This is a genomic window from Candidatus Stoquefichus sp. SB1, assembly GCF_001244545.1.
Taxonomy (GTDB): domain Bacteria; phylum Bacillota_I; class Bacilli_A; order Erysipelotrichales; family Coprobacillaceae; genus Stoquefichus.
In genome coordinates this window covers 592,135-611,664 of record NZ_LN852694.1, presented here as the reverse complement: position 1 = coordinate 611,664, position 19,530 = coordinate 592,135, and the positions used below count along the sequence as shown (strand labels likewise).

The 19,530-nt window shown below is 28.0% G+C and carries 19 protein-coding genes; all 19 read right to left on the bottom strand.

Annotation, left to right across the window (positions count from 1 at the left end; all coding sequences use genetic code 11):
- Positions 1-92 precede the first annotated feature (92 nt).
- Entirely contained in the window at positions 93-314 is a 222-nt protein-coding gene (locus tag BN1865_RS19070) for a LytTR family transcriptional regulator DNA-binding domain-containing protein (RefSeq protein WP_082189918.1), read from the bottom strand.
- A 3-nt stretch (positions 315-317) separates the two neighbouring features.
- A complete protein-coding gene (locus BN1865_RS06760) occupies positions 318-644 on the bottom strand; it encodes a response regulator (protein ID WP_050636483.1) in 327 nt (108 codons plus the stop codon).
- 14 nt (positions 645-658) lie between these two features.
- Positions 659-1,501 carry a GHKL domain-containing protein gene (locus BN1865_RS06755; RefSeq protein WP_157844096.1) on the bottom strand — a complete coding sequence of 281 codons (843 nt, stop codon included), beginning with the start codon at positions 1,499-1,501 and terminating at the stop codon, positions 659-661.
- A 543-nt stretch (positions 1,502-2,044) separates the two neighbouring features.
- Positions 2,045-3,211, bottom strand: coding sequence for a MerR family transcriptional regulator (locus tag BN1865_RS06750; RefSeq protein ID WP_050636481.1), 1,167 nt, complete (start codon positions 3,209-3,211; stop codon positions 2,045-2,047).
- 75 nt (positions 3,212-3,286) lie between these two features.
- Positions 3,287-3,820 (bottom strand): VanZ family protein, encoded by a 534-nt coding sequence (locus tag BN1865_RS06745; RefSeq protein ID WP_050636480.1) that lies wholly within the window; start codon positions 3,818-3,820, stop codon positions 3,287-3,289.
- 181 nt (positions 3,821-4,001) lie between these two features.
- Entirely contained in the window at positions 4,002-5,426 is a 1,425-nt protein-coding gene (locus tag BN1865_RS06740) for an LCP family glycopolymer transferase (RefSeq protein WP_050636479.1), read from the bottom strand.
- Between the two features lie 153 nt (positions 5,427-5,579).
- Complete coding sequence (locus BN1865_RS06735) at positions 5,580-6,473, bottom strand: Rpn family recombination-promoting nuclease/putative transposase (RefSeq protein WP_050636478.1); 894 nt, start codon at positions 6,471-6,473, stop codon at positions 5,580-5,582.
- Between the two features lie 149 nt (positions 6,474-6,622).
- Positions 6,623-7,708, bottom strand: coding sequence for a GDP-mannose 4,6-dehydratase (locus BN1865_RS06730; RefSeq protein WP_050636477.1), 1,086 nt, complete (start codon positions 7,706-7,708; stop codon positions 6,623-6,625).
- Between the two features lie 5 nt (positions 7,709-7,713).
- Positions 7,714-8,946, bottom strand: coding sequence for a nucleotide sugar dehydrogenase (locus BN1865_RS06725; RefSeq protein WP_050636476.1), 1,233 nt, complete (start codon positions 8,944-8,946; stop codon positions 7,714-7,716).
- 269 nt (positions 8,947-9,215) lie between these two features.
- Positions 9,216-9,503 (bottom strand): LbetaH domain-containing protein, encoded by a 288-nt coding sequence (locus BN1865_RS18580; RefSeq protein WP_198527247.1) that lies wholly within the window; start codon positions 9,501-9,503, stop codon positions 9,216-9,218.
- Positions 9,504-9,690: 187 nt separating this feature from the next.
- The gene (murJ, locus tag BN1865_RS06715; protein ID WP_050636474.1) at positions 9,691-11,235 is read right to left on the bottom strand and encodes a murein biosynthesis integral membrane protein MurJ; all 1,545 of its coding nucleotides are present in this window, start codon (positions 11,233-11,235) and stop codon (positions 9,691-9,693) included.
- Positions 11,232-12,533, bottom strand: a complete 1,302-nt coding sequence (locus BN1865_RS06710) for an O-antigen polymerase (protein ID WP_050636473.1) — start codon at positions 12,531-12,533, stop codon at positions 11,232-11,234. Before BN1865_RS06710 ends, murJ begins: the two co-directional genes overlap by 4 nt.
- 12 nt (positions 12,534-12,545) lie before the next feature.
- The gene (locus BN1865_RS06705) at positions 12,546-13,229 is read right to left on the bottom strand and encodes an AAA family ATPase (RefSeq protein ID WP_050636472.1); all 684 of its coding nucleotides are present in this window, start codon (positions 13,227-13,229) and stop codon (positions 12,546-12,548) included.
- A gap of 24 nt (positions 13,230-13,253) precedes the next feature.
- Positions 13,254-14,720, bottom strand: a complete 1,467-nt coding sequence (locus tag BN1865_RS06700) for a nucleoside/nucleotide kinase family protein (protein ID WP_050636471.1) — start codon at positions 14,718-14,720, stop codon at positions 13,254-13,256.
- Between the two features lie 10 nt (positions 14,721-14,730).
- Positions 14,731-15,831 carry a glycosyltransferase family 4 protein gene (locus tag BN1865_RS06695; RefSeq protein ID WP_050636470.1) on the bottom strand — a complete coding sequence of 367 codons (1,101 nt, stop codon included), beginning with the start codon at positions 15,829-15,831 and terminating at the stop codon, positions 14,731-14,733.
- Entirely contained in the window at positions 15,828-16,916 is a 1,089-nt protein-coding gene (locus BN1865_RS06690) for a glycosyltransferase family 4 protein (protein ID WP_050636469.1), read from the bottom strand. Before BN1865_RS06690 ends, BN1865_RS06695 begins: the two co-directional genes overlap by 4 nt.
- A gap of 9 nt (positions 16,917-16,925) precedes the next feature.
- Positions 16,926-17,618 carry a sugar transferase gene (locus tag BN1865_RS06685; protein WP_050636468.1) on the bottom strand — a complete coding sequence of 231 codons (693 nt, stop codon included), beginning with the start codon at positions 17,616-17,618 and terminating at the stop codon, positions 16,926-16,928.
- Positions 17,609-18,817, bottom strand: a complete 1,209-nt coding sequence (locus BN1865_RS06680; protein WP_050636467.1) for a DegT/DnrJ/EryC1/StrS family aminotransferase — start codon at positions 18,815-18,817, stop codon at positions 17,609-17,611. The genes BN1865_RS06685 and BN1865_RS06680 overlap by 10 nt, the downstream gene beginning before the upstream one ends.
- A gap of 78 nt (positions 18,818-18,895) precedes the next feature.
- Positions 18,896-19,420: an antiterminator LoaP gene (gene loaP, locus BN1865_RS06675; protein WP_050636765.1), complete on the bottom strand. Its 525-nt coding sequence runs from the start codon at positions 19,418-19,420 to the stop codon at positions 18,896-18,898.
- Positions 19,421-19,530 lie beyond the last annotated feature (110 nt).

The window sequence follows — 19,530 nt, the reverse complement described above, 5'->3', positions numbered from 1 at the left end:
TAATATCATCAATTTAAAAAGTAGAGCGAAATATCTCTCTACATATAAAAATTCATTCTTCAATTCAACCACTATTGAAAGCATTTAAACCTTCATTTAAGAATACTATTTATTTCTCTAAACTTTTTACTAACATTTTTATAATTTCTTTGACTAACTGGAATTTTAAAATTTGTGTCTTTTATATAAGCTAAGTTTTTATCAACTCTATAACAATAGTTCATATTAATAACATATGATTTATGTGTTCTCATAAGAGAAGTATACGATTCTTTAAATACTGTATTATAACTTCTCCAAATCTCATAATTCATTCCTTATTTACAATGAATAATTGTATGATGGCTTAATGTTTCTATATACAAAATATCATTTATAGAAATATGATAAGCACTTCCATTATATTCAATAAAAATAGATTGTGATTTATATTCTAAATAGTCTTGTAAATGATCAAGTGTTTCTATAATCTCTTCATTCAATCGAGATTTTATTATAAAATCAAAAATTTGTAAATGAACAGTTTGAAATATATAATCATCATAATTTGATATAAGAATTATAGGTATTTTAAAATCCTTTGTTTTTAATATCTCTGCAAATCTTGTATCATCTTCTATACATATAAATCTTAAACATCTCATAATATTGCTCCATGTTAATCAATTCTATAAAAGATGCACATATGCGTAAAATAGCCATCTTTAATTTCAATAATATCCTGTCCTCGATATTTATGGACAACATCAGCAATATTTTTTAATCCAAATCCATGTTTATGATGATCTTTTTTATGCGTTTTCAATTCTTTTTCACTATTTTTTAAATGTGTCTGATTTTTAACTTCAAAAATAACACGTTCCTCATGAAACTCAATAGATAATTCAATTATTTTACTACCTATCAATTTTGTTTCCTCAATAGCATTATCTAATAAATTTCCTAATAAAATACTATAATCTATATCACTGATAAAATTAACAATTTTTCCTACAATCAAACATTCTATTTCAATTCCTAGACTTTTTGCATATACTTTTTTATCATTTAATAAATAATTTAATATTGAATGATCTACATAAATCAAATCACATGTTTTCTGTTTTTCTAAATCATCAATATATGTTTGTGCTTCTTGAAAATAATTATCTTTCACCATATTTCTTAATACATTCAAGTGATGCTTATAATCATGTTGGAGTTTGTTGTACTCTTTTGTTTTTTCATGGATTAAATCCATGTATTTTATGTTATATTCTTCTGCTTCTAATTTTAATGACTGTTCTATCATTTTTTCATAATACTTAGAATGAGAATTTGTCAAATATCCTGCTAAATAAAGTATAACAATAGAGGCTATTGTTAAATAACAGCACATTTCCCAAGATAAGTAATGATATATAAATTCATAAAAAACATAACAAATTGTACTAAACACCAATGTTAGATAAGCTACTAATATGAAAATAGATTTTTTAGATAATGTCATTCTTATTTTCATAAAATATACCAATCCAAAATATTCCATACTCAAAAAAAGTATACTAAGACAAGCCATAAAAAAAAGAACCTTATAATTTTCTACTGCACTATTTAAGTTTATACGAAAAAAGAATGATGCAATCATCATTATAAAACATTTACTCAATATTAGATTCAAAAAATTCATGCCTACACATATCACATTGTGTCTTACACTTGATTTATTAATGCATGATGCGTATACAAATAATGTAATCATCAGAAAAGACATCTGTATTATTTGATTTATTTGAAAATATGTTAAAATACATACTTCTAATGTAAGAATAATTGTCAAAATAAAAAGTGACTTTCGATTCACTTTATGAAAACAAAAATATTGAAAAATTCCACTCAAAAAATAATTTTCAAATATAATTACTAAATTCATTAATAACTCTAACATTTCATCAATCACCATATATATTTTTTTATTATTATATCATTAATACATACATTTGTCGTTAAAAAAAATAATCCACAGACTATCTATAAATCATAACAGCAAATATAAAAAGAATGTTTATTTTTGACAAATAAACATTCCAGCATCTTTAGTAATTTTCATTTCCTTTTGAACTTTTCGATCCATGTAATTTTTAAAAGAATGATAATCTTTTAAAATATACTCACTCTGATTTCCATGACATGACAATATATAATTGATAATATCATCAGGATTTTTTACTAATAAATAATCATCATGATGACGAAGTTCAATCTGATTGAAACATTCTTTTAAAATATCTGCACCATTTTCTAAACCAAATACATCATAGAGTTTAATATTAGATAATGTAATCTTAGGATTATACTCTTTAACTAAATCAGTGATCTCTTTCATATGCCTACTTCCATATGTACTGCAATAGAAGATTCCCCCTGTTTTTAACACCCGATAAACTTCCCGAATAACAATATGAATATCTTGCACATAAAATAAAACATGGTTGGCTATAACTATATCAAAAGTGTTATCTTCATAAGGTATATGATGGCAATCAAAACATTGATAATCAATATTTTCCAATCCTTTTAAATTATTTTTTGCATCATCTAACATCCCTTGTGAAACATCAGATAAGATAAGATTAATAGAAGGAATTTGATATCTATTTCTTTGCCATAATTCTCCATTTCCACATCCAATTTCTAGTACTTTCATATCTGATTTTAAACGATACTCTGAAAACATCCATTGAAACCAATGAATTGGATTAACTGAATATTTTTCATGAAGTTTAATGCGTATATCAATATTGGCTGAATTCTTATACTGTTCAATCAAATCTTTTTCCATTGTATTGAATTGAATGTTTTCTAATATTTTTTTCCAGTCAACTGCTTGTGAATTATTAATAAATAATTCTGTCTGTTCTAATGACTCTTTGATGTTTTGTAAGTGTTCTATTTTTTGATCAATCATTTTCTTTTGTAAGATTAAAGATTCTTGAAGTGTTAAATAACTATCATTAACAGTCATTGAAAAAATATCATCTAACGAAAATCCCAAATATTTTAAAGAAAGAATTTTTTGTAACTTAATAAAATCTTTATCAGTATACAAACGATATCCATTATCCGCTATTAAAGATGGTTTTAATAAGCCTATCTTATCATAATATCTAATAGTTCTAATCGAAAGATTTGCCATTTTAGCAAATTCTCCAGTTTTATAATATTGATTCATATAGCACCTACTCCCAATAACTTTATTATATATAAAACCAGCTCAATTTGACAGCCATTTTTGTATGAAAGGAGCTTATTTTGCATAAGCTCCTTGAATTAATCCTTTATGTTTTTGATATTTTGTCATTATTGTATAGAGAATACAATATAAGACTAATGCTACTATAATTCCTAATAATGCCCCTGAAGTATCAATCAAGCAATCAGTAAAGCTCGCTCCTCTTCCATCCACAAACATTTGATGAAATTCATCACTTAATGCATATAAGAAACAGAATAAGGCTGATATAAACATACGTAAAGACATTTTTATATTAAATGTAAATAAGACTACCATAACATTAATACTCAATACAAAGTAGATACTCATATGAGCAAGTTTACGAAAGAAAAGTTCTATTAAAGCATAATGTTCTGGAGTAATAGAAATTGTTAAATCTTTACCAGTAAAATGATAAACTGCTTTATTGAATATTTGTACACACATATCACTTAATTCATGTGATGATGTTCCTGTATCCATTGAAAATCTAAAAATAACTATCATCCATATAAGAGTTGTAAGTATTGCTATAATTCTTAAACGAAATTTTATTTTTGGATTCATTTTTATCGCCTCCATTTGATAGCATTATAAACTTATCAACAGAAAATCACAAGAAATGAATTCTTAATTTTTTCTTAATATTTATCCAACCCATTCAATACCAAGAAAAAGACAAAACAAAGATACATACTATGTATATTTATTTTGTCTTATAAGTTCATTATTTTATATAGTTTCAAATCTATTTTCCATTTAAAACATTATCAATTCTTTCTTTAACAGCTTTTATCTCTCCATCATTAGGGTAAAAATAGTATAAATAATTAGAATTCACTTCATCATTATGCCATTTATATTCACCTTCAATAGAATGATTTTCCATTGTTTGTAATTTTGGTAATAAGTCTAAAACTATTTGATAAGCTTTTACAAAATCTTCTTTTGGAAGATTTGTTGTAAAATTATTTTCAAGTGAATCAATAACACTCATAGCATGATTATATGTTGGTTCTTGAGCAAACTTCGTAAAGATTCCTTTAATTAATTCCATTTGCTGATAACCACGAGATCTTTCATTTAATGGTAACATTTTACGTGCTCTAGCAAACATTAATGCTTTTGGACCATCTACATCATTATATCCTTTCACAAAGTTATAACCACCTGCATTATATGTATAATGACTATAAACCTTTACACCACCTAATGCATCTACTAAATCAGTTAAACCAGTAAAATTAATTTTCGCATAATAGTTGATTTCAACATCTAATGCTTTTTCAATACTAGCAATTGAGGATTGAATACCTCCCCACCAACCACTGTATGATAATTTACTGCTTGCATCTTTACAAGGAATATAAACAAATAAATCTCTAGGAATAACTTGCATATTGACTTGTTTTGTATTCGGATTCACTGTTAATAAGATATTAACATCGCCTCTTCCTACAGAATTAATATTGTCTCCTGATGATAAATCAGCACCTTGGAAATAGATTGTAAATGGCTCTTTAGCAATATTAACACTTTTTGCTTTGACACTATCAAAAGGATAATCTTTAGATAAAATAACTTTAATCTGATCTGAATAATTTTCATCAACTGATGATAAATCACTTTTACTTAGATTTGTTAATACTAATAAATCAACTTTTTGATTTTTTAAATCATTATATGCTGTTTCCATACTCTTGTATGGAATTTCTTTTTGAACTGTTTTATTATTCTCTTTAAGAATTTCAGATGAACGTGTATATGCAGTATCATCTTCTTGCAAATAAGCCATTGTTAATTTATTAAATGCATCATCACGTGTGATTTTAGAATCCTTTAAAGCAACAATTTGAACAGTTTCTACTTCATTTGTCTCTGTTACCTTCCCAGTAAAAGTTGTCACTTTATTAACTGCAAACACTCCAACAATTAAGCAAGCACAAACAATCACTTCTAATACAAGACTTACTTTAGGAACCTTAAAATGACTCAACCATAATAATCCCATTAAAATCAAGAAAACAACAATAGCAATAATCATTATATTTGTTGGTATATAAATAAATAATTGCACAAAACAATATATTCCCAATATAACAATAATACCTAACAAAGCTAATGTAATTTTTGCCCATATAGAACTTTTTAAATAATCAATATATTTATTCATCAAACCCCTCACTTTCTAAACATACATACTTTATCATATTTAAAGAAAATATACAAATAAATCCAAATTCCAATTATTTTCATCCCTTTAAAAATCAATACAACCTTTAAAAGGATTATAGTCTACTTATACAATAGGCTATAATCCTTTTTCTTAATCTTTCATATACAGCTTGATTAAACTTTCATAAGGTACATTATCATTAACCAAAGCTAGTATCTGTATGAATTCTTGTTCATTACATTGACTTAGCCATTTCTCAGCATCTTCACCATATTTCATCTTAATAAGCGTATTTAGTAAATTAACCATACCATATCTCTTCCCTTTTTCTTCACCTTCTTGTCTTGTTTCATTAAGCTCCATCGCATGAAAGAACTCCTTTTCTCTTTCTTCCAGCAACTCTCTAATTAATGCTCCATCTGCCTTAAACATTTCATAGCTTCTTTCCATATATTGAATCATCCCTTCCTTTTCTTCATATTCAATGTTTTCTACTGTATTGTTTGCCATAAGATAGATCACTGCTTCAAACTCGCTTAGTTTCCTTTGTCTCGCTATTTTGTTTATCGCTTTAAGATTCACATAGTAGATATGTATCACACAGTCTCTCATCTGCTTTCCATCCTCATATCTCAGGGTTCCATGATTAATCAGATGAACATTATCTTCATTGATGAAGATAATCAGATAGAACTCCTTGAGCTTTCCATAATCCTTTTCTCCATCTGCCAGCTGTATCACAATGCTCTTACATGCATAATACTGAAACCTTTTGCTGAGAAAGGAATTCAATATTGTATTCTGCATCTCCATATCTACCTGATAGCCATCCTTAGTGATTAAGGTATCCATGATGATTCTCTTGTCAGTCTTGGATAAGGTTGTCAGTTCGGTATTGCTGATTCTTGCATCCGTCATATCCAGATGAGTGATATTCTCTATCAGAAACTTTCTGAATATAAAGGCATCCTGATGCTCACTGCCACAGTAGTATTTAAAAAACAGGTCTTCCTTATAATCAAGTGCTAATTTAACTGCTTCCATTATTTACCCTCCTATTATATATACGCAAAAAAAGGAGGAATTTCTTTTTATAATGGAAACATTTTACAACTTTATTATATAATTGCATAAAGCAATCGTCAAACATAAAGAAAAAGTACCTCGAAAGGTACTTGAAATGAATCATTATCTTATTTATAAAATTCCTTATACCATCTGGCAAAGTTTCTTAATCCCTCTCTCAGACTTGTATCTGGTTTGAATCCAAAGTCTTTTTCTAATGGTAAGGTATCTGCATATGTCACTGGTACATCTCCCGGCTGCATGGCTACCAGTTCCTTATGGCTTTCAAAGTCATATTCCTTTGGCAGTACTCCTGCACTGATCAGCTCCTGCTGCAGGATATCTACAAACTCCAGCAGATTCTCTGGATGGCTGTTCCCTATATTGTATACCTTATATGGTGGTATTGGCAGTCCATCCTCTCCATTTATTTTCACTGGTGCTACCTGCATCACTCTCTTCACTCCCTCTACTATATCATCTATATAGGTGAAGTCTCTTCGACAGTTTCCATAGTTGAAGATCTGGATTGTCTCATTGTTTCTTAGCTTGTTTGTAAACCCAAAGTAGGCCATATCCGGTCTCCCTGCCGGTCCATACACTGTAAAGAATCTCAGTCCTGTTGATGGAATATTGTATAGCTTGCTGTAGGCATGTGCCATCAGTTCATTTGATTTCTTTGTGGCTGCATATAAACTTACTGGATTATCTACTTTATCTTCTGTACTATATGGTACCTTTTTATTGGAACCATAGACACTTGATGATGATGCATAGACAAGATGTTGAACACCTTCTTTACCATCATCATATGAATGACGACATGCTTCAAGTATGTTATAGAAACCTATCATATTGCTTTCTATATATGCATCAGGATTCGTTATCGAATATCTCACTCCTGCCTGTGCTGCCAGATTGACAATCACTGATGGCTTATATTTATTAAATATTTCATCTATGATACCTTTGTTTGCTATTGAATCCCTAATAAAAACAAATGTCCCAGTTACTTTCCTGAGGCATTCATTGATCTGCTGCAGTCTATATTCCTTTAATGAAACATCATAATAATCATTCATATTATCAATACCAACAATATTTATGTCATTAATACTATTCAGTAATTCTAATACAAGATTGCTTCCTATAAACCCAGCAACTCCTGTAATAAATACAGTCTTACCTTCTAAATTAATATTCTTATCCAACATACCCCTTAATCCCTTCTAAACAGATCTCTTGTATAAACCTTATATTCTACATCATCCAAACAATCATCATAACGATTAGCAAGTATACTATTAGACAATTCTTTGAACTTATCTAAATCATTGACAATCCTGCTTCCAAAGAAGGTTGTTCCATTCTCCAGCGTTGGCTCATAGATGATCACTTCTGCTCCCTTCGCCTTGATACGTTTCATCACTCCCTGTATTGATGACTGTCTGAAGTTATCTGAATTTGATTTCATTGTCAGTCTATACACTCCTATGACGACATGCTTCTCTCTGTCCTCTTCATACTGGCTTGACGCTGTATAATATCCAGCAGTCTCCAGCACTCTTTCTGCAATGAAGTCCTTTCTTGTTCTGTTTGATTCCACTATTGCCTCTATCAGATTCTGTGGCACATCATCATAATTCGCCAGCAGCTGCTTTGTATCCTTTGGCAGACAGTATCCTCCATATCCGAATGATGGATTGTTGTAATGACTCCCTATTCTTGGGTCAAGACATACTCCGTTGATGATTTCCTGAGTATTCAGTCCTTTCATCTCTGCATAGGTATCAAGCTCATTGAAGTATGAGACTCTTAATGCCAGATATGTATTAGCAAACAGCTTCACTGCCTCTGCTTCAGTGAATCCCATAATCAGTGTATCTACATTCTCTTTGACTGCTCCTTCCTGAAGAAGTGATGCAAAGGCATTGGCTCTTTCTACAAGATACTCTTTGTTCATATCCGTTCCTACAATGATTCTTGATGGATAGAGGTTATCATACAGTGCCTTTGATTCTCTCAGAAACTCAGGACTGAAGATGATTCTATCTGTATTGTATTTCTTTCTGACACTTTCAGTATATCCTACTGGTATTGTGCTCTTGATGACCATAATGGCACTTGAATTGACTTCCATTACTGTTTCAATGACATTCTCCACTGCACTGGTATCAAAGAAATTCTTCTTTGAGTCATAGTTAGTAGGAGCTGCAATGACTACAAACTCAGCATCTTCATATGCTCTCTTTGCATCTAATGTAGCCACCAGATCTAATTTTTTTGTACTTAAAAAGTCTTCAATTTCCTTATCATGAATTGGAGACTTTTTACTGTTAATCATATTGACTTTTTCTTCTATAATATCCACAGCCATCACTGAATGATGCTGTGAGAGCAATGTAGCGATGCTTAACCCTACATAACCTGTTCCTGCAACTGCTATTTTCATCTATTTATTTCCCTCCCAATATTATTTCTAATTTCTCTTATTATCATTTTTGTTTCATAATTTAATACTTTCTCTATCTGAAAAAATATTATAGATTTTATTTATACTTATGTTTTCTATCAACAATTATCTAATAATTTGTTGATTTAATATTTTACTTATATGTTTTGTGATATCTATTGATAAATTAAGAAGCATTTTTGTAATAAACTGTTCTAATAATCAGATTTTTTAACATTACTATTAATTAATGAATATGATTATTTTCTTTAATTGTTAATCGAATTAATTTCAATCTGTTTAACTTCATTTAAACAATAAACAATGGATGGATTCAATATATCTTTTATAACAACTGCATTTGCACCTATTTTACAATAATCACATACATTACATGAGATAATTTTTGCTCCAGTTCCTAGAAAACAATTATTACCAATAGTAATATTTTGATTCTTTTTAGCTTCATTTATACCTATTGTAACCTGATGTAAAATAGTGCAATTATCTCCAATTTTTGCCTTAGATGAAATAACAACACCTGTTCCTTTATGCAATAATCTTATATTTTTGCCTAATTCCGCTTTGTAGGAAATCTGTACGTCAACATTTAAAAATATCATTATTATATATTCAATAATTATTACAATTTTTAGTAAGATATTATGTTTGTTCATATATAATGAATGTTTAATTCGATAAAACAGTAAAATAATTGATGAAATGGTTGAATTTAATTTCCAATCATTTTTTATTAAATTGAATAAAATCATTGTTCTCTCCCCTCAAAAAGCAAATAAAAGTTTTTATTAAATTAGATTTCATTATAATCATTAAAAATAAATATAGGATAAATGCTATAATAATTGATATACACAAACTAACTATACTATTCCATGAAGACATATAATAGAACAATATTCTTGATAGTAAAACAGAAAAAAGAGAAGCAAAACTAATTTTAATAATTTCTTTATCAAAATGGATAAGTTTAATTTTTAAACATACATTTAAAAATTTTAACGCAATAAAAAAAGTTATCATACTTGAAATAGATGTAGCTAATGCTAGACCAAATACCCCCAAAAAATTTACAACAATTAAATCCAATAATAAAGTCATAATACAAGAGAACATACTAATTTTCATAGTAATATTTGCTTTTCCATGACAATATAATATATCATTTATAGTGGTTATTAATGCAGTAAAAATCAAACCTATTGAATATCCCGCCAATATTAATCCAGTTGTGTATATAGCTTTACCTTGAAAAGCACCTCTAGCAAAAAGAACATTAACTATTTCATAATTAAAAACAATACATCCAAATGAAACAGGTATTATAAAAAAACAGATAATATTTATAACTATATTTATTAAGCTAGATAAATTTTTATAATTTTGTTCAGCAATCAATCCAGCTATTGTTGGATAAACAGCTGTATTAATGGCTTGTGAAAATAAACCAGAAATTAAAGTACTTACTTTAACACCATAATTTAAACACGCAATTGAACCAGCTGATAATCCTGAGGCAACTATTTTATCAATTAAAGAATGTATTTGTGTAAAACTAGCTGTTAATAATGCTGAAGGAAGTCTTTTAAAAAAAATAAAGATATCCTTATCTTTAAATTTAATATTTGGTTTAAATTTATAATTCCAATTCACAAAAGGCAATTCAATAATAAACCTTAAAAAAGAACCCACAATCAAAGATAAACCTAAAACATATAAACCATACTTTCTATAAAGAAAAATTGAAGCAATTATGGTTGGAATTTGTACAACAATTTCTCTTATTTGACTTCCAAAAAATTTATTTCTTGATTGCAACATTGCTCCATAAATTGTAGAAACGCATAAAAATAAATACATTGGTGAAGTAAATCTAAGAAAAGTTGTAACCTTACTTTGACTGACTTTATCAAAACCCGGAACCACAAATATAGTAACATATTTACTAAACACAATTAAAAGTATAACAAAAACAATAGAAATTATTATAAATAAAGTAATAATTTTATCTGAATATTGATTAGCATCATTTTCTTTTTTCAAAACAAGTTTCTTTTTATATTCAGGTAAAAAAATTTTCCAAACCCCTATGCTTATCATAGGATAAATAATTTGCTGTATACCTATAATTGTATAATAAATATCTGCTTCACTACTACTTCCTAGACTATATGCTAAAGTTGTTTCCGAAATAAATGATACTATTTTTGCTAAAAATATCATTAAAGACACAATAAGAGTACCTTTAAAAATTTTACTTATATTCATTGCTTTCTCCTTTTTGAAAACCTAAATAAAATTAATGTTGGTAAAATTTCAAACCAATACATTGTTTTCCATAATGAATATGATTCTGACCTAAAAAGTTGATAAATTGAACCTAATAAAATAAGAAAAATTATTAGTTTCAATTCTGAATCAATATTAGATAATTTTTTAAATAAAATACCATATAATGTGTAAATAAATATATTTCCAAAAACTCCAAAATTTAGGTATGCTTCTATAACACCTGAAAATCCCCTTCCTCCTCCTCTAGAATATATATTAGGTTCATAAATCTTTAAATACCACCTAGAAAGTGGTTCAGTATGAGTTATAGGAACAATCAAATTATATACTGTATCAATATATGATTTTCCATATAAGTAAGAATAATCAGATAATAAAATATTATCTGATATACTGTACCATGTATTAAATTCACTATCAAAAGATACATTTATATTTTCCTTGCTTATATTTTTATTTTCTTTGAGATTCCATACTAAACTTTTCCATGCACCAAACAATACAAAAACACAAATGGCTGAAATAATAACTTGTTTAGTTTTTATTAATTTAAAATAATAAAGGATATATATAGTAGGTAAAATAAAAGAAAAAATTTCAGCTCTTGAAACAGATACATAACAATTAAAAATATTAATCATCAAACTTATAATAAATAAATATAAAAATTTTTTATTCTTATTATTAATATAAAAATAAAGTGAACACATTTGGACAATAGAAAAAAAACTTTTATAAAAAGTTAGTGAACTGTAATTCCCAATTAATAAAGATTGTTGGCTTCTATTAGCATGAAAAAAAACAAATAATCCTATTTTAATAAAAATAACATAATATTCAATAAATAAAGCAACCAAAAACATCATTACTAGACCATATAATATCCTTTTTTCATTGACAGAAGAAATTTTGATATATGATTTTTTATATGGAATTAAAAAATAACCAATATTAAAAAATAACATAGATAGGTTCGAAAGTAAAAATGCTTTAATAATTGAATCTGTGATTATATAAACATTTTGAAGATTTTCCAATAAATAATAATTTGTATATAGTAATCCAAATACATTGAATAAAATACCTATAGTAATTATTTTCTTATTTTGTACATAATCAAGAAAAATAAAACTACCAAACACATAGAATGATATACTAACTAACAATATATTTACAGTTTTAAAAAAAATTAATAACACAATTGATATTAGTGTTATTATTAAATAATACAAAAATAACAAATAGATATATTTTTTATTGAATACTAACTCCATTCTCAACCTCCTCTATAATTTACTTATACAAAATTCTAATAATATTTTTATTTCATTCTCTGCTAACTGAAATGAATTATCAATACTACAATATTCAATATTTTTTTGAATTTTTTTAAATTGCTGGTCAATGTGCTCTAATTGCTCTTTAATTTTAATTGGATCATTAATTTTATCCAATCTAGATTTACCATCTTCTCTATTTTGTATTCTTTGAATACATATATCTTTATCTATTTCAACATATATAAATATAGATTGTTCTTTTACCAACTGAGGAAGACAATTTAATAATTCAATTACATCAGAATCTGGTTGACAATACGAAGCTGAAACAAGCGCTTGGATAATACCTTCATCTAAAACAATTAAATCCTTTTGATTATAAAATGATAATGTATATAATACATTTATTAACTGTTTAAATAATGTGATACCGTTATTCATTTTTATTATTTTATATATTAAAAATCTAAGTTGTATATTAAAAATCAAAAGTGCTTTTAATGAAAATATAATTTTAATAAAATATCTATTAAAACTATTAAGTTCTTTGTCTATTGTTCTTTTTGGTGCAACTACTATAATATTATTAGCTTTTAAATTTTCCACTAATTTATTAGAAATAGTACTTTTCCCACTACCAGGGAAGCCAAATAATTCTATAACTTTTACATTTGTTTTTCTATTGATCATTCTTCTAATTTCCTTGTTTTATTCCTAGATATAATCCCATATACATGACATCACTTCTTTTTTTGTTTCTAACATTTCTTTTGAAGTATCTATTATTATTTCATTCGTATTAAAATTCATCTGTTTTATAGCATTAGTTTTATTTTCAATTTCTTTTCTTGTCATTTCTGGTTTTCTTTGTATTGCTAATTCAACAGGAACTACCAATTTCACTAATAATTCAGGTGGATTCTTGTAAAATTCTTGATAGATAGTTAATTCCCATAAGGCAATTTTTTTCATAATACCTTCTTTTTTTAAATATCTGCTCAGTAAAGGTCCATCACTAAAATTTGAAAATTCTGTTTGAGGGTATCTATCAACTAGAACTAACATTCCATTATTTCTAGCTTTATTAATCTTCCTATATTTCTTTTTCTTCTCATATGCAAGTGTTATTGCCCAAATTATTCTCGATAAATGATAAAGATTTCGTTTTAAAATTTTTTTACGCTTTCCATTTGTTTGATCGTCTATAGAAGTACCTACTCCTTTTCCCCCTATCTTTTTAGCTATTAATTTCATTGGCTTCCTTATCAACATGCTTCTTCCATCACCACTACCTAAATACTCACAATATACATCTATTTTTTTACTAAATTCCTTTTTTATATTTTTTAATGTTGTAGATTTACCAGCACCATCGCATCCTAACAATACAACTACCACACCTCCTTTTGGAGATATTCTTCTAGTTGGAGTGACTGAATTCAACCCTAAACGTCTTTGAATCCCACCATAAAACCAAAATATTTCTCTTTTACTTCTTGTAAAATAAGAAGACTTTCTTGTATATCCTGTGAAATTTTTTAAATTTTTTCTCAAAGATTTTTGTAATTTGAAAAATTGTCTATATCGTTTTATATCTGTAACTAAAATTTTTTTTATCTCTCTAACAGTCTTCTCATCAAGATATAATTTTGATTTATTTATAACATCTTTATTGGATGTTTTTTCTCTTAGCCATTTTATTTCACATATATCATCACTACATATCTTTCTATTAAAATCTCTCCAACGCAATTTTAGTGAAATTCTTATTAAAAGAAGTAAGAATTCATCTGATGGATTTGAGCAATATATTTTATTATCATACAGTTCTTTTCTTTCAAGAATATCTTTGTCCCAGGGAAATGTATAACCTTTGAGATGTTTTTCACCTAAACTCAATCGATAATGCAAATGTAAATGCCAGATTTTTCCTGTTTTATAATCTAATCCTATATAATCCTCTATAGAATTATACTGCATAAGTGGTGTTGCTCTAAATCTTTTTAATCCTGATTCTGCCAATACCTTTTCGAGTAATATTCGCTGATTTGATGAAAATAATATATCTAAATCTGTATCTCCTTCTAAAGCTTCATCAATATGTTCATTACTTTTCCAATGACAATATTGTATATCATATTTTTCAAAATTATTTAACATTTTCTTAATTGATTCTAGCATAGATCCTCCATCATTTTTTAATTAATTTTAAATATAATTTATTATATTCTTCATGCATGACTTTAAGTGAAAAATATTTTAGCGCTATTTGTTTATTTTGCTGACCTCTTTTTAACATTTCTTGTTTAGTTAATGATAAATACATATTTATTTTATTTATCCATAAAATTTCATCATTTAAAGGTAGGAGATCATTATTGTCTTGACCATTAAATATTTCTTGATGTGGTAAAATATCCGATAAAATAACTGGTAATCCTACATACATTGCCTCTAATACACTTATTGGCAATCCTTCAATTTTAGAAGTAGAAATAAATAGATCAGCCTGCTTCAATAATAAAAAAACATCTTTTCTTGGTATCAATCCAGTTATAATAATTTTATCTTGTAATCCTAGATCTAAAATCATTTTTTGTACTTGATAATTATCATTCTCTGAACCAACAAGTACTACTTTACATTTATTTAATTTAGGAAATATTTTCACTAATAATTGTTGATTTTTTAGCGGTATAATTCTACCAACATTAACAATTAAAGGTATTTCATTTGCTTGTTTTTCTCCTAAATTCAAAACTATATTATCAATTCTTTCTGTATCAACTCCATTTTGAATAACATATATTTTTTCTTTCTTGATTTTTTTTATAATATTAGAATAATAATAATATGAAGAATTACTCACACAAATTGTTACATTTGATAACAATGCACATAACATACTAGATAACTTATATTTTATGCTCCTCATTTGGAATGTGCTGTGTACTGTAAAAACTATTTTTAACTTTCTCCTTATCCTAAATGTTGCTTTATAAAAAAGGATAGCAGATCTTAATTGATGCAGATGAACAATAATATTATATTGATATTGAGCTAAAATATCATTCATAACTTTATTCATATATTTAGTATTTCTATTTACATATATACATTCAATATTACTAGGTATTTGTACTGTACTCTCTCCTTCTTTATCACATATAATAATAATTTGTTTTGATGATTGATAATGTTCTTGCCTATAAATGACAAATTCATTTAGAGGCATGCTAGTCTCTGATATGCTATCTAACACAGTTATCAAAATATAATTTTCTGATTTCATAATATATTTTCCCTAATCATATCCATGTAAATTTTAATTACTTTTTTTCTTTCAAAATTATCTACTACATACTTTCTAGCTAGTACACCCATTTCCTTTTGCTGAAAATAAGTCTTAGATAAAAAAAACTGAATTTTATTAATTAAATCATTTGAATCCATTTTTTTAAAAATAAATCCTGTTACATTATCTTCAACAATTTCTTTACAGCCACTTCTATTTGTTGTTATAACAGGCCTTCCACAAGATGCCGCTTCTAATAGTACATTAGACATTCCTTCTGGATAATAAGATGGATGAATAGTACAACAACTGATTTTATGAAACTTCCTTACATCATTCACTAATCCATGATATTGAATAATCCCTTCATCTTCTAATAATTTAAGTTTAGATTTATAATCCTCCTCACAGAATCCTAAAATATGAAAAAAAGTGTTTGGATATCTTTTTTTTATAAATTTAGCAGCTTCTAAATATTGATCGATTCCTTTTTCTTTCATTACTCTTGCTATATATAAAAAATGTTTTTCATTACCAGTTGGATATTCTAAATAATTAAATTCAGCAGTATTAACTCCCGATCCAGGTATTAAACATAATTTGTTAGAATAAATATTTTTTTCCATAAAAAAATCTCTATTTTCTTCATTTTGTACAAAAATCGTATTTGCTTTTCTTAACCCTAGCTTATGCATTATAATTGCTAATTTTTGAAGTAATCCTGGATTTTCTAACGCTGTTCCTAATCCTGTAATATTTGCAAGATATGGAATCCCATACTTAGCACAACAATATCCACCATATACATTAGGTTTAATACTATATGTCAATACAATATCTGGTTTATAATTCAATAAAATTCTTTTATAATTTCTTAATAATTTTATATCGTTTAAAATATTTGTTCCTCTTCTATCAATTTGAATATCTGTATATTTACATCCCATTCTCTTAAATTTATCAACATTAGGACCATATGGATAGCAAATATTTACTTCATATTCTTTTATTAATTCTTCTATAACTTCTTTACGAGTATTATAAAAATCATCAAAATTAGCTAATACCAATACCTTCTTCAAAAATTCCACCTACACTCTCACAACAGTGTTTATCATTACACTGATTTCCTTTATAAAATAAAAAGAAGTCATTGCCTCTAGATTGTATTTCATCTTTAGTGGCAATACTTCATTGATATATACTTCATTTGTCTCTCTTCCCTGACTTACATATCTCTCAATAATCTCATCTTCGTCCTTAAACTCTATGCTGGCTAGTGAAGTTACTCCTGCTGGCAATAATAATGTCGCATACATTTCATTTGTATACTGCTCTACATATTTCCTGACTTCCGGTCTTGTCCCAACAAAGCTCATATCACCTAGAAAGACATTGAAAAGTTGTGGTATCTCATCTATCCTATACTTCCTTATCTTTTCACCCACACCTGTAATCCTCGAATCATTTTTTGATGTCACAAGATTGCCTATCTGATCAGCATTGCTTACCATTGTTCTAAACTTATATATTCTAAAGACTCTTCCATACTGCGTCACTCTTTCCTGTCTATAGAATACTGGTCCTTTTGAATCCGCTTTAATCCATATAGAAAATAAGAGAATCAATGGTGACAGGAGAATAATCAGTATGAAAGAAACCACAATATCAAATAATCGTTTTAATACTAATTGCGCTTTCTTTCTCCTGAGACTTTCATAGTATGGTCTGACCTCTTCAGTCTGCATATATTCAGGTAATTCATCCCATGGCTTTAGAAGCATGAAAGAATCTCCTTAAAGTTCTGGATAATATACTCTACATCCTCATTGCTTAGATGTGTATGAAGTGGCAATGTAATCTCATTCTTATACATGTCATAGGCATTTGGATAGTCCTTAATATCAAATCCAAGATTCTTATATGCTGTTAATAATGGCAATGGCTTGTAATGTACATTACATGCTATGCCTTTCTCTGCCATCTTCTCTATAATATGATTTCTCTGTTCTGGATTTAATCCTGGAATTCTTGTAAGATACAGGTGTCCACTTGATTGATGATCATCGCTATAATGATTGAGTACCTCTATACCCAATGGCTTAAATGCCACATCATATTGAGATATAATCTCTTTTCTTCGTCTTAATAGTTCTGGATATCTCTCAAACTGTGCCAATCCTATGCCTGCCATAATATCTGTCATATTACATTTATAGGATGGTGACATGATATCGTATTCCCATGCTCCTAGCTTTGTCTTATTAAGCGCATCCTTTGTTTGACCATGCAATGATAACAGCTGATACTGATGATATATCCATTCATTATCAATATCAGGTATATCTCTCCAAACAACTGCTCCGCCTTCTGCAGTTGTTAGGTTCTTTACTGCGTGGAAACTAAAAGAAGTGAAGTCTGCGACCTCACCACACATCTTTCTATTTCTTTCTGCTCCAAATGCATGAGCTGCATCTGCCATCACAATAATTCTTCCAAATACTTTCTGAAGCTGATTTGATGGATGAAACAAGTCTTTCCTTGCTTCAACAACTTCAAATATTCTATCATAATCACACATGATACCAGCCAAATCAACGGGAATGATAACCTTTGTCCTATCCGTTATCTTATCTGCCAGCTGATCATAATCCATTTCATAGGAACCCTTGCTGACATCAACCAAAACAGGCGTTGCCCCAACATGACAGATAACACTGCAAGATGCAGTATATGTATAGGCAGATGTAATGACTTCATCACCAGGGCCAACACCTAACAGTCTTAAAGTCATTTCCATGCAGGCAGTTGCACTATTGAGACATACTGCTTGAGATGTATGACAGAACTGAGCAATTTCCTTTTCGAATTCCTTGACTTTAGGACCAGTTGTAATCCATCCTGATTTTAAAGTTCCTATAACTTCATTTATCTCATTATCACCCATATCAGGTGGTGAAAATGGGATACAAATTTTATTCATGACAATTCCCCCTTTAAATCTTTATTTTTATATATAAAAAAAGCCATAGCTTTCACTATGAACTTTCAATATAACTCATCAAGTTTTACTAATAATTTCAAGTCCAACCTGAACAGTTGTCACTTGTCCAAACAAAGAAACATCTACATAAGCGACTCGCTTATGCCTATCAATCTTTACAATATTTCCTTCTTGCCCCATCAAAGGTCCATGAGTAATACGTATCATATCTCCTTCAATATAACCACTAGAAATTTCAACAACATGTTCATTACCACCAAACCTTGTCAAAAACATCGCTTCTTCTTTATATATGGGATAAATGTTTTTTCCATCATTACCTAACAACTTTGTTAAATCTGGAATTTTCTTCAACTCATTAAATAAAGCATCAATATGATCAGTAATCATAAAGACATAGCCTTTAAAAAGAATCTCTTCAACATTATACCATTGACCTCTTATTTTCCTCATTCTTCTACATCTAGGAATAAAGCATTCATTTAAAGCATGCTGATCAACAATGATCTCACAAGCTCTTACAATTTTATCTTCTCTACCGCATTTTACTTGTACGGCATACCAATTGTCATACACGTTCATTCCTCCATTTGGATATGCTTCGCCCATCGAAATATAAATCCAGGCATACTTCGACTCAGTTTGATTATAACAAATTGCTTGAGCAACGCGACCACGCGACGATTACTCAA

Bases quoted from the DNA above. Each gene is read 5' to 3' on its own strand.
- BN1865_RS06745 (WP_050636480.1), bottom strand. From the start codon at position 3,820: ATGAATCCAAAAATAAAATTTCGTTTAAGAATTATAGCAATACTTACA.
- BN1865_RS06700 (WP_050636471.1), bottom strand. From the start codon at position 14,720: ATGCTAGAATCAATTAAGAAAATGTTAAATAATTTTGAAAAATATGAT.
- BN1865_RS06685 (WP_050636468.1), bottom strand. From the start codon at position 17,618: ATGCTTCTAAAGCCATGGGATGAATTACCTGAATATATGCAGACTGAA.
- BN1865_RS06725 (WP_050636476.1), bottom strand. From the start codon at position 8,946: ATGAAAATAGCAGTTGCAGGAACAGGTTATGTAGGGTTAAGCATCGCT.
- BN1865_RS06710 (WP_050636473.1), bottom strand. From the start codon at position 12,533: ATGGAGTTAGTATTCAATAAAAAATATATCTATTTGTTATTTTTGTAT.
- BN1865_RS06760 (WP_050636483.1), bottom strand. From the start codon at position 644: ATGAGATGTTTAAGATTTATATGTATAGAAGATGATACAAGATTTGCA.
- murJ (WP_050636474.1), bottom strand. From the start codon at position 11,235: ATGAATATAAGTAAAATTTTTAAAGGTACTCTTATTGTGTCTTTAATG.
- BN1865_RS19070 (WP_082189918.1), bottom strand. From the start codon at position 314: ATGAATTATGAGATTTGGAGAAGTTATAATACAGTATTTAAAGAATCG.
- loaP (WP_050636765.1), bottom strand. From the start codon at position 19,420: ATGAACGTGTATGACAATTGGTATGCCGTACAAGTAAAATGCGGTAGA.
- BN1865_RS06730 (WP_050636477.1), bottom strand. From the start codon at position 7,708: ATGTTGGATAAGAATATTAATTTAGAAGGTAAGACTGTATTTATTACA.
- BN1865_RS06705 (WP_050636472.1), bottom strand. From the start codon at position 13,229: ATGATCAATAGAAAAACAAATGTAAAAGTTATAGAATTATTTGGCTTC.
- BN1865_RS06695 (WP_050636470.1), bottom strand. From the start codon at position 15,831: ATGAAATCAGAAAATTATATTTTGATAACTGTGTTAGATAGCATATCA.
- BN1865_RS06755 (WP_157844096.1), bottom strand. From the start codon at position 1,501: ATGAAAATAAGAATGACATTATCTAAAAAATCTATTTTCATATTAGTA.
- BN1865_RS06750 (WP_050636481.1), bottom strand. From the start codon at position 3,211: ATGAATCAATATTATAAAACTGGAGAATTTGCTAAAATGGCAAATCTT.
- BN1865_RS06740 (WP_050636479.1), bottom strand. From the start codon at position 5,426: ATGAATAAATATATTGATTATTTAAAAAGTTCTATATGGGCAAAAATT.
- BN1865_RS06735 (WP_050636478.1), bottom strand. From the start codon at position 6,473: ATGGAAGCAGTTAAATTAGCACTTGATTATAAGGAAGACCTGTTTTTT.
- BN1865_RS06680 (WP_050636467.1), bottom strand. From the start codon at position 18,817: ATGAATAAAATTTGTATCCCATTTTCACCACCTGATATGGGTGATAAT.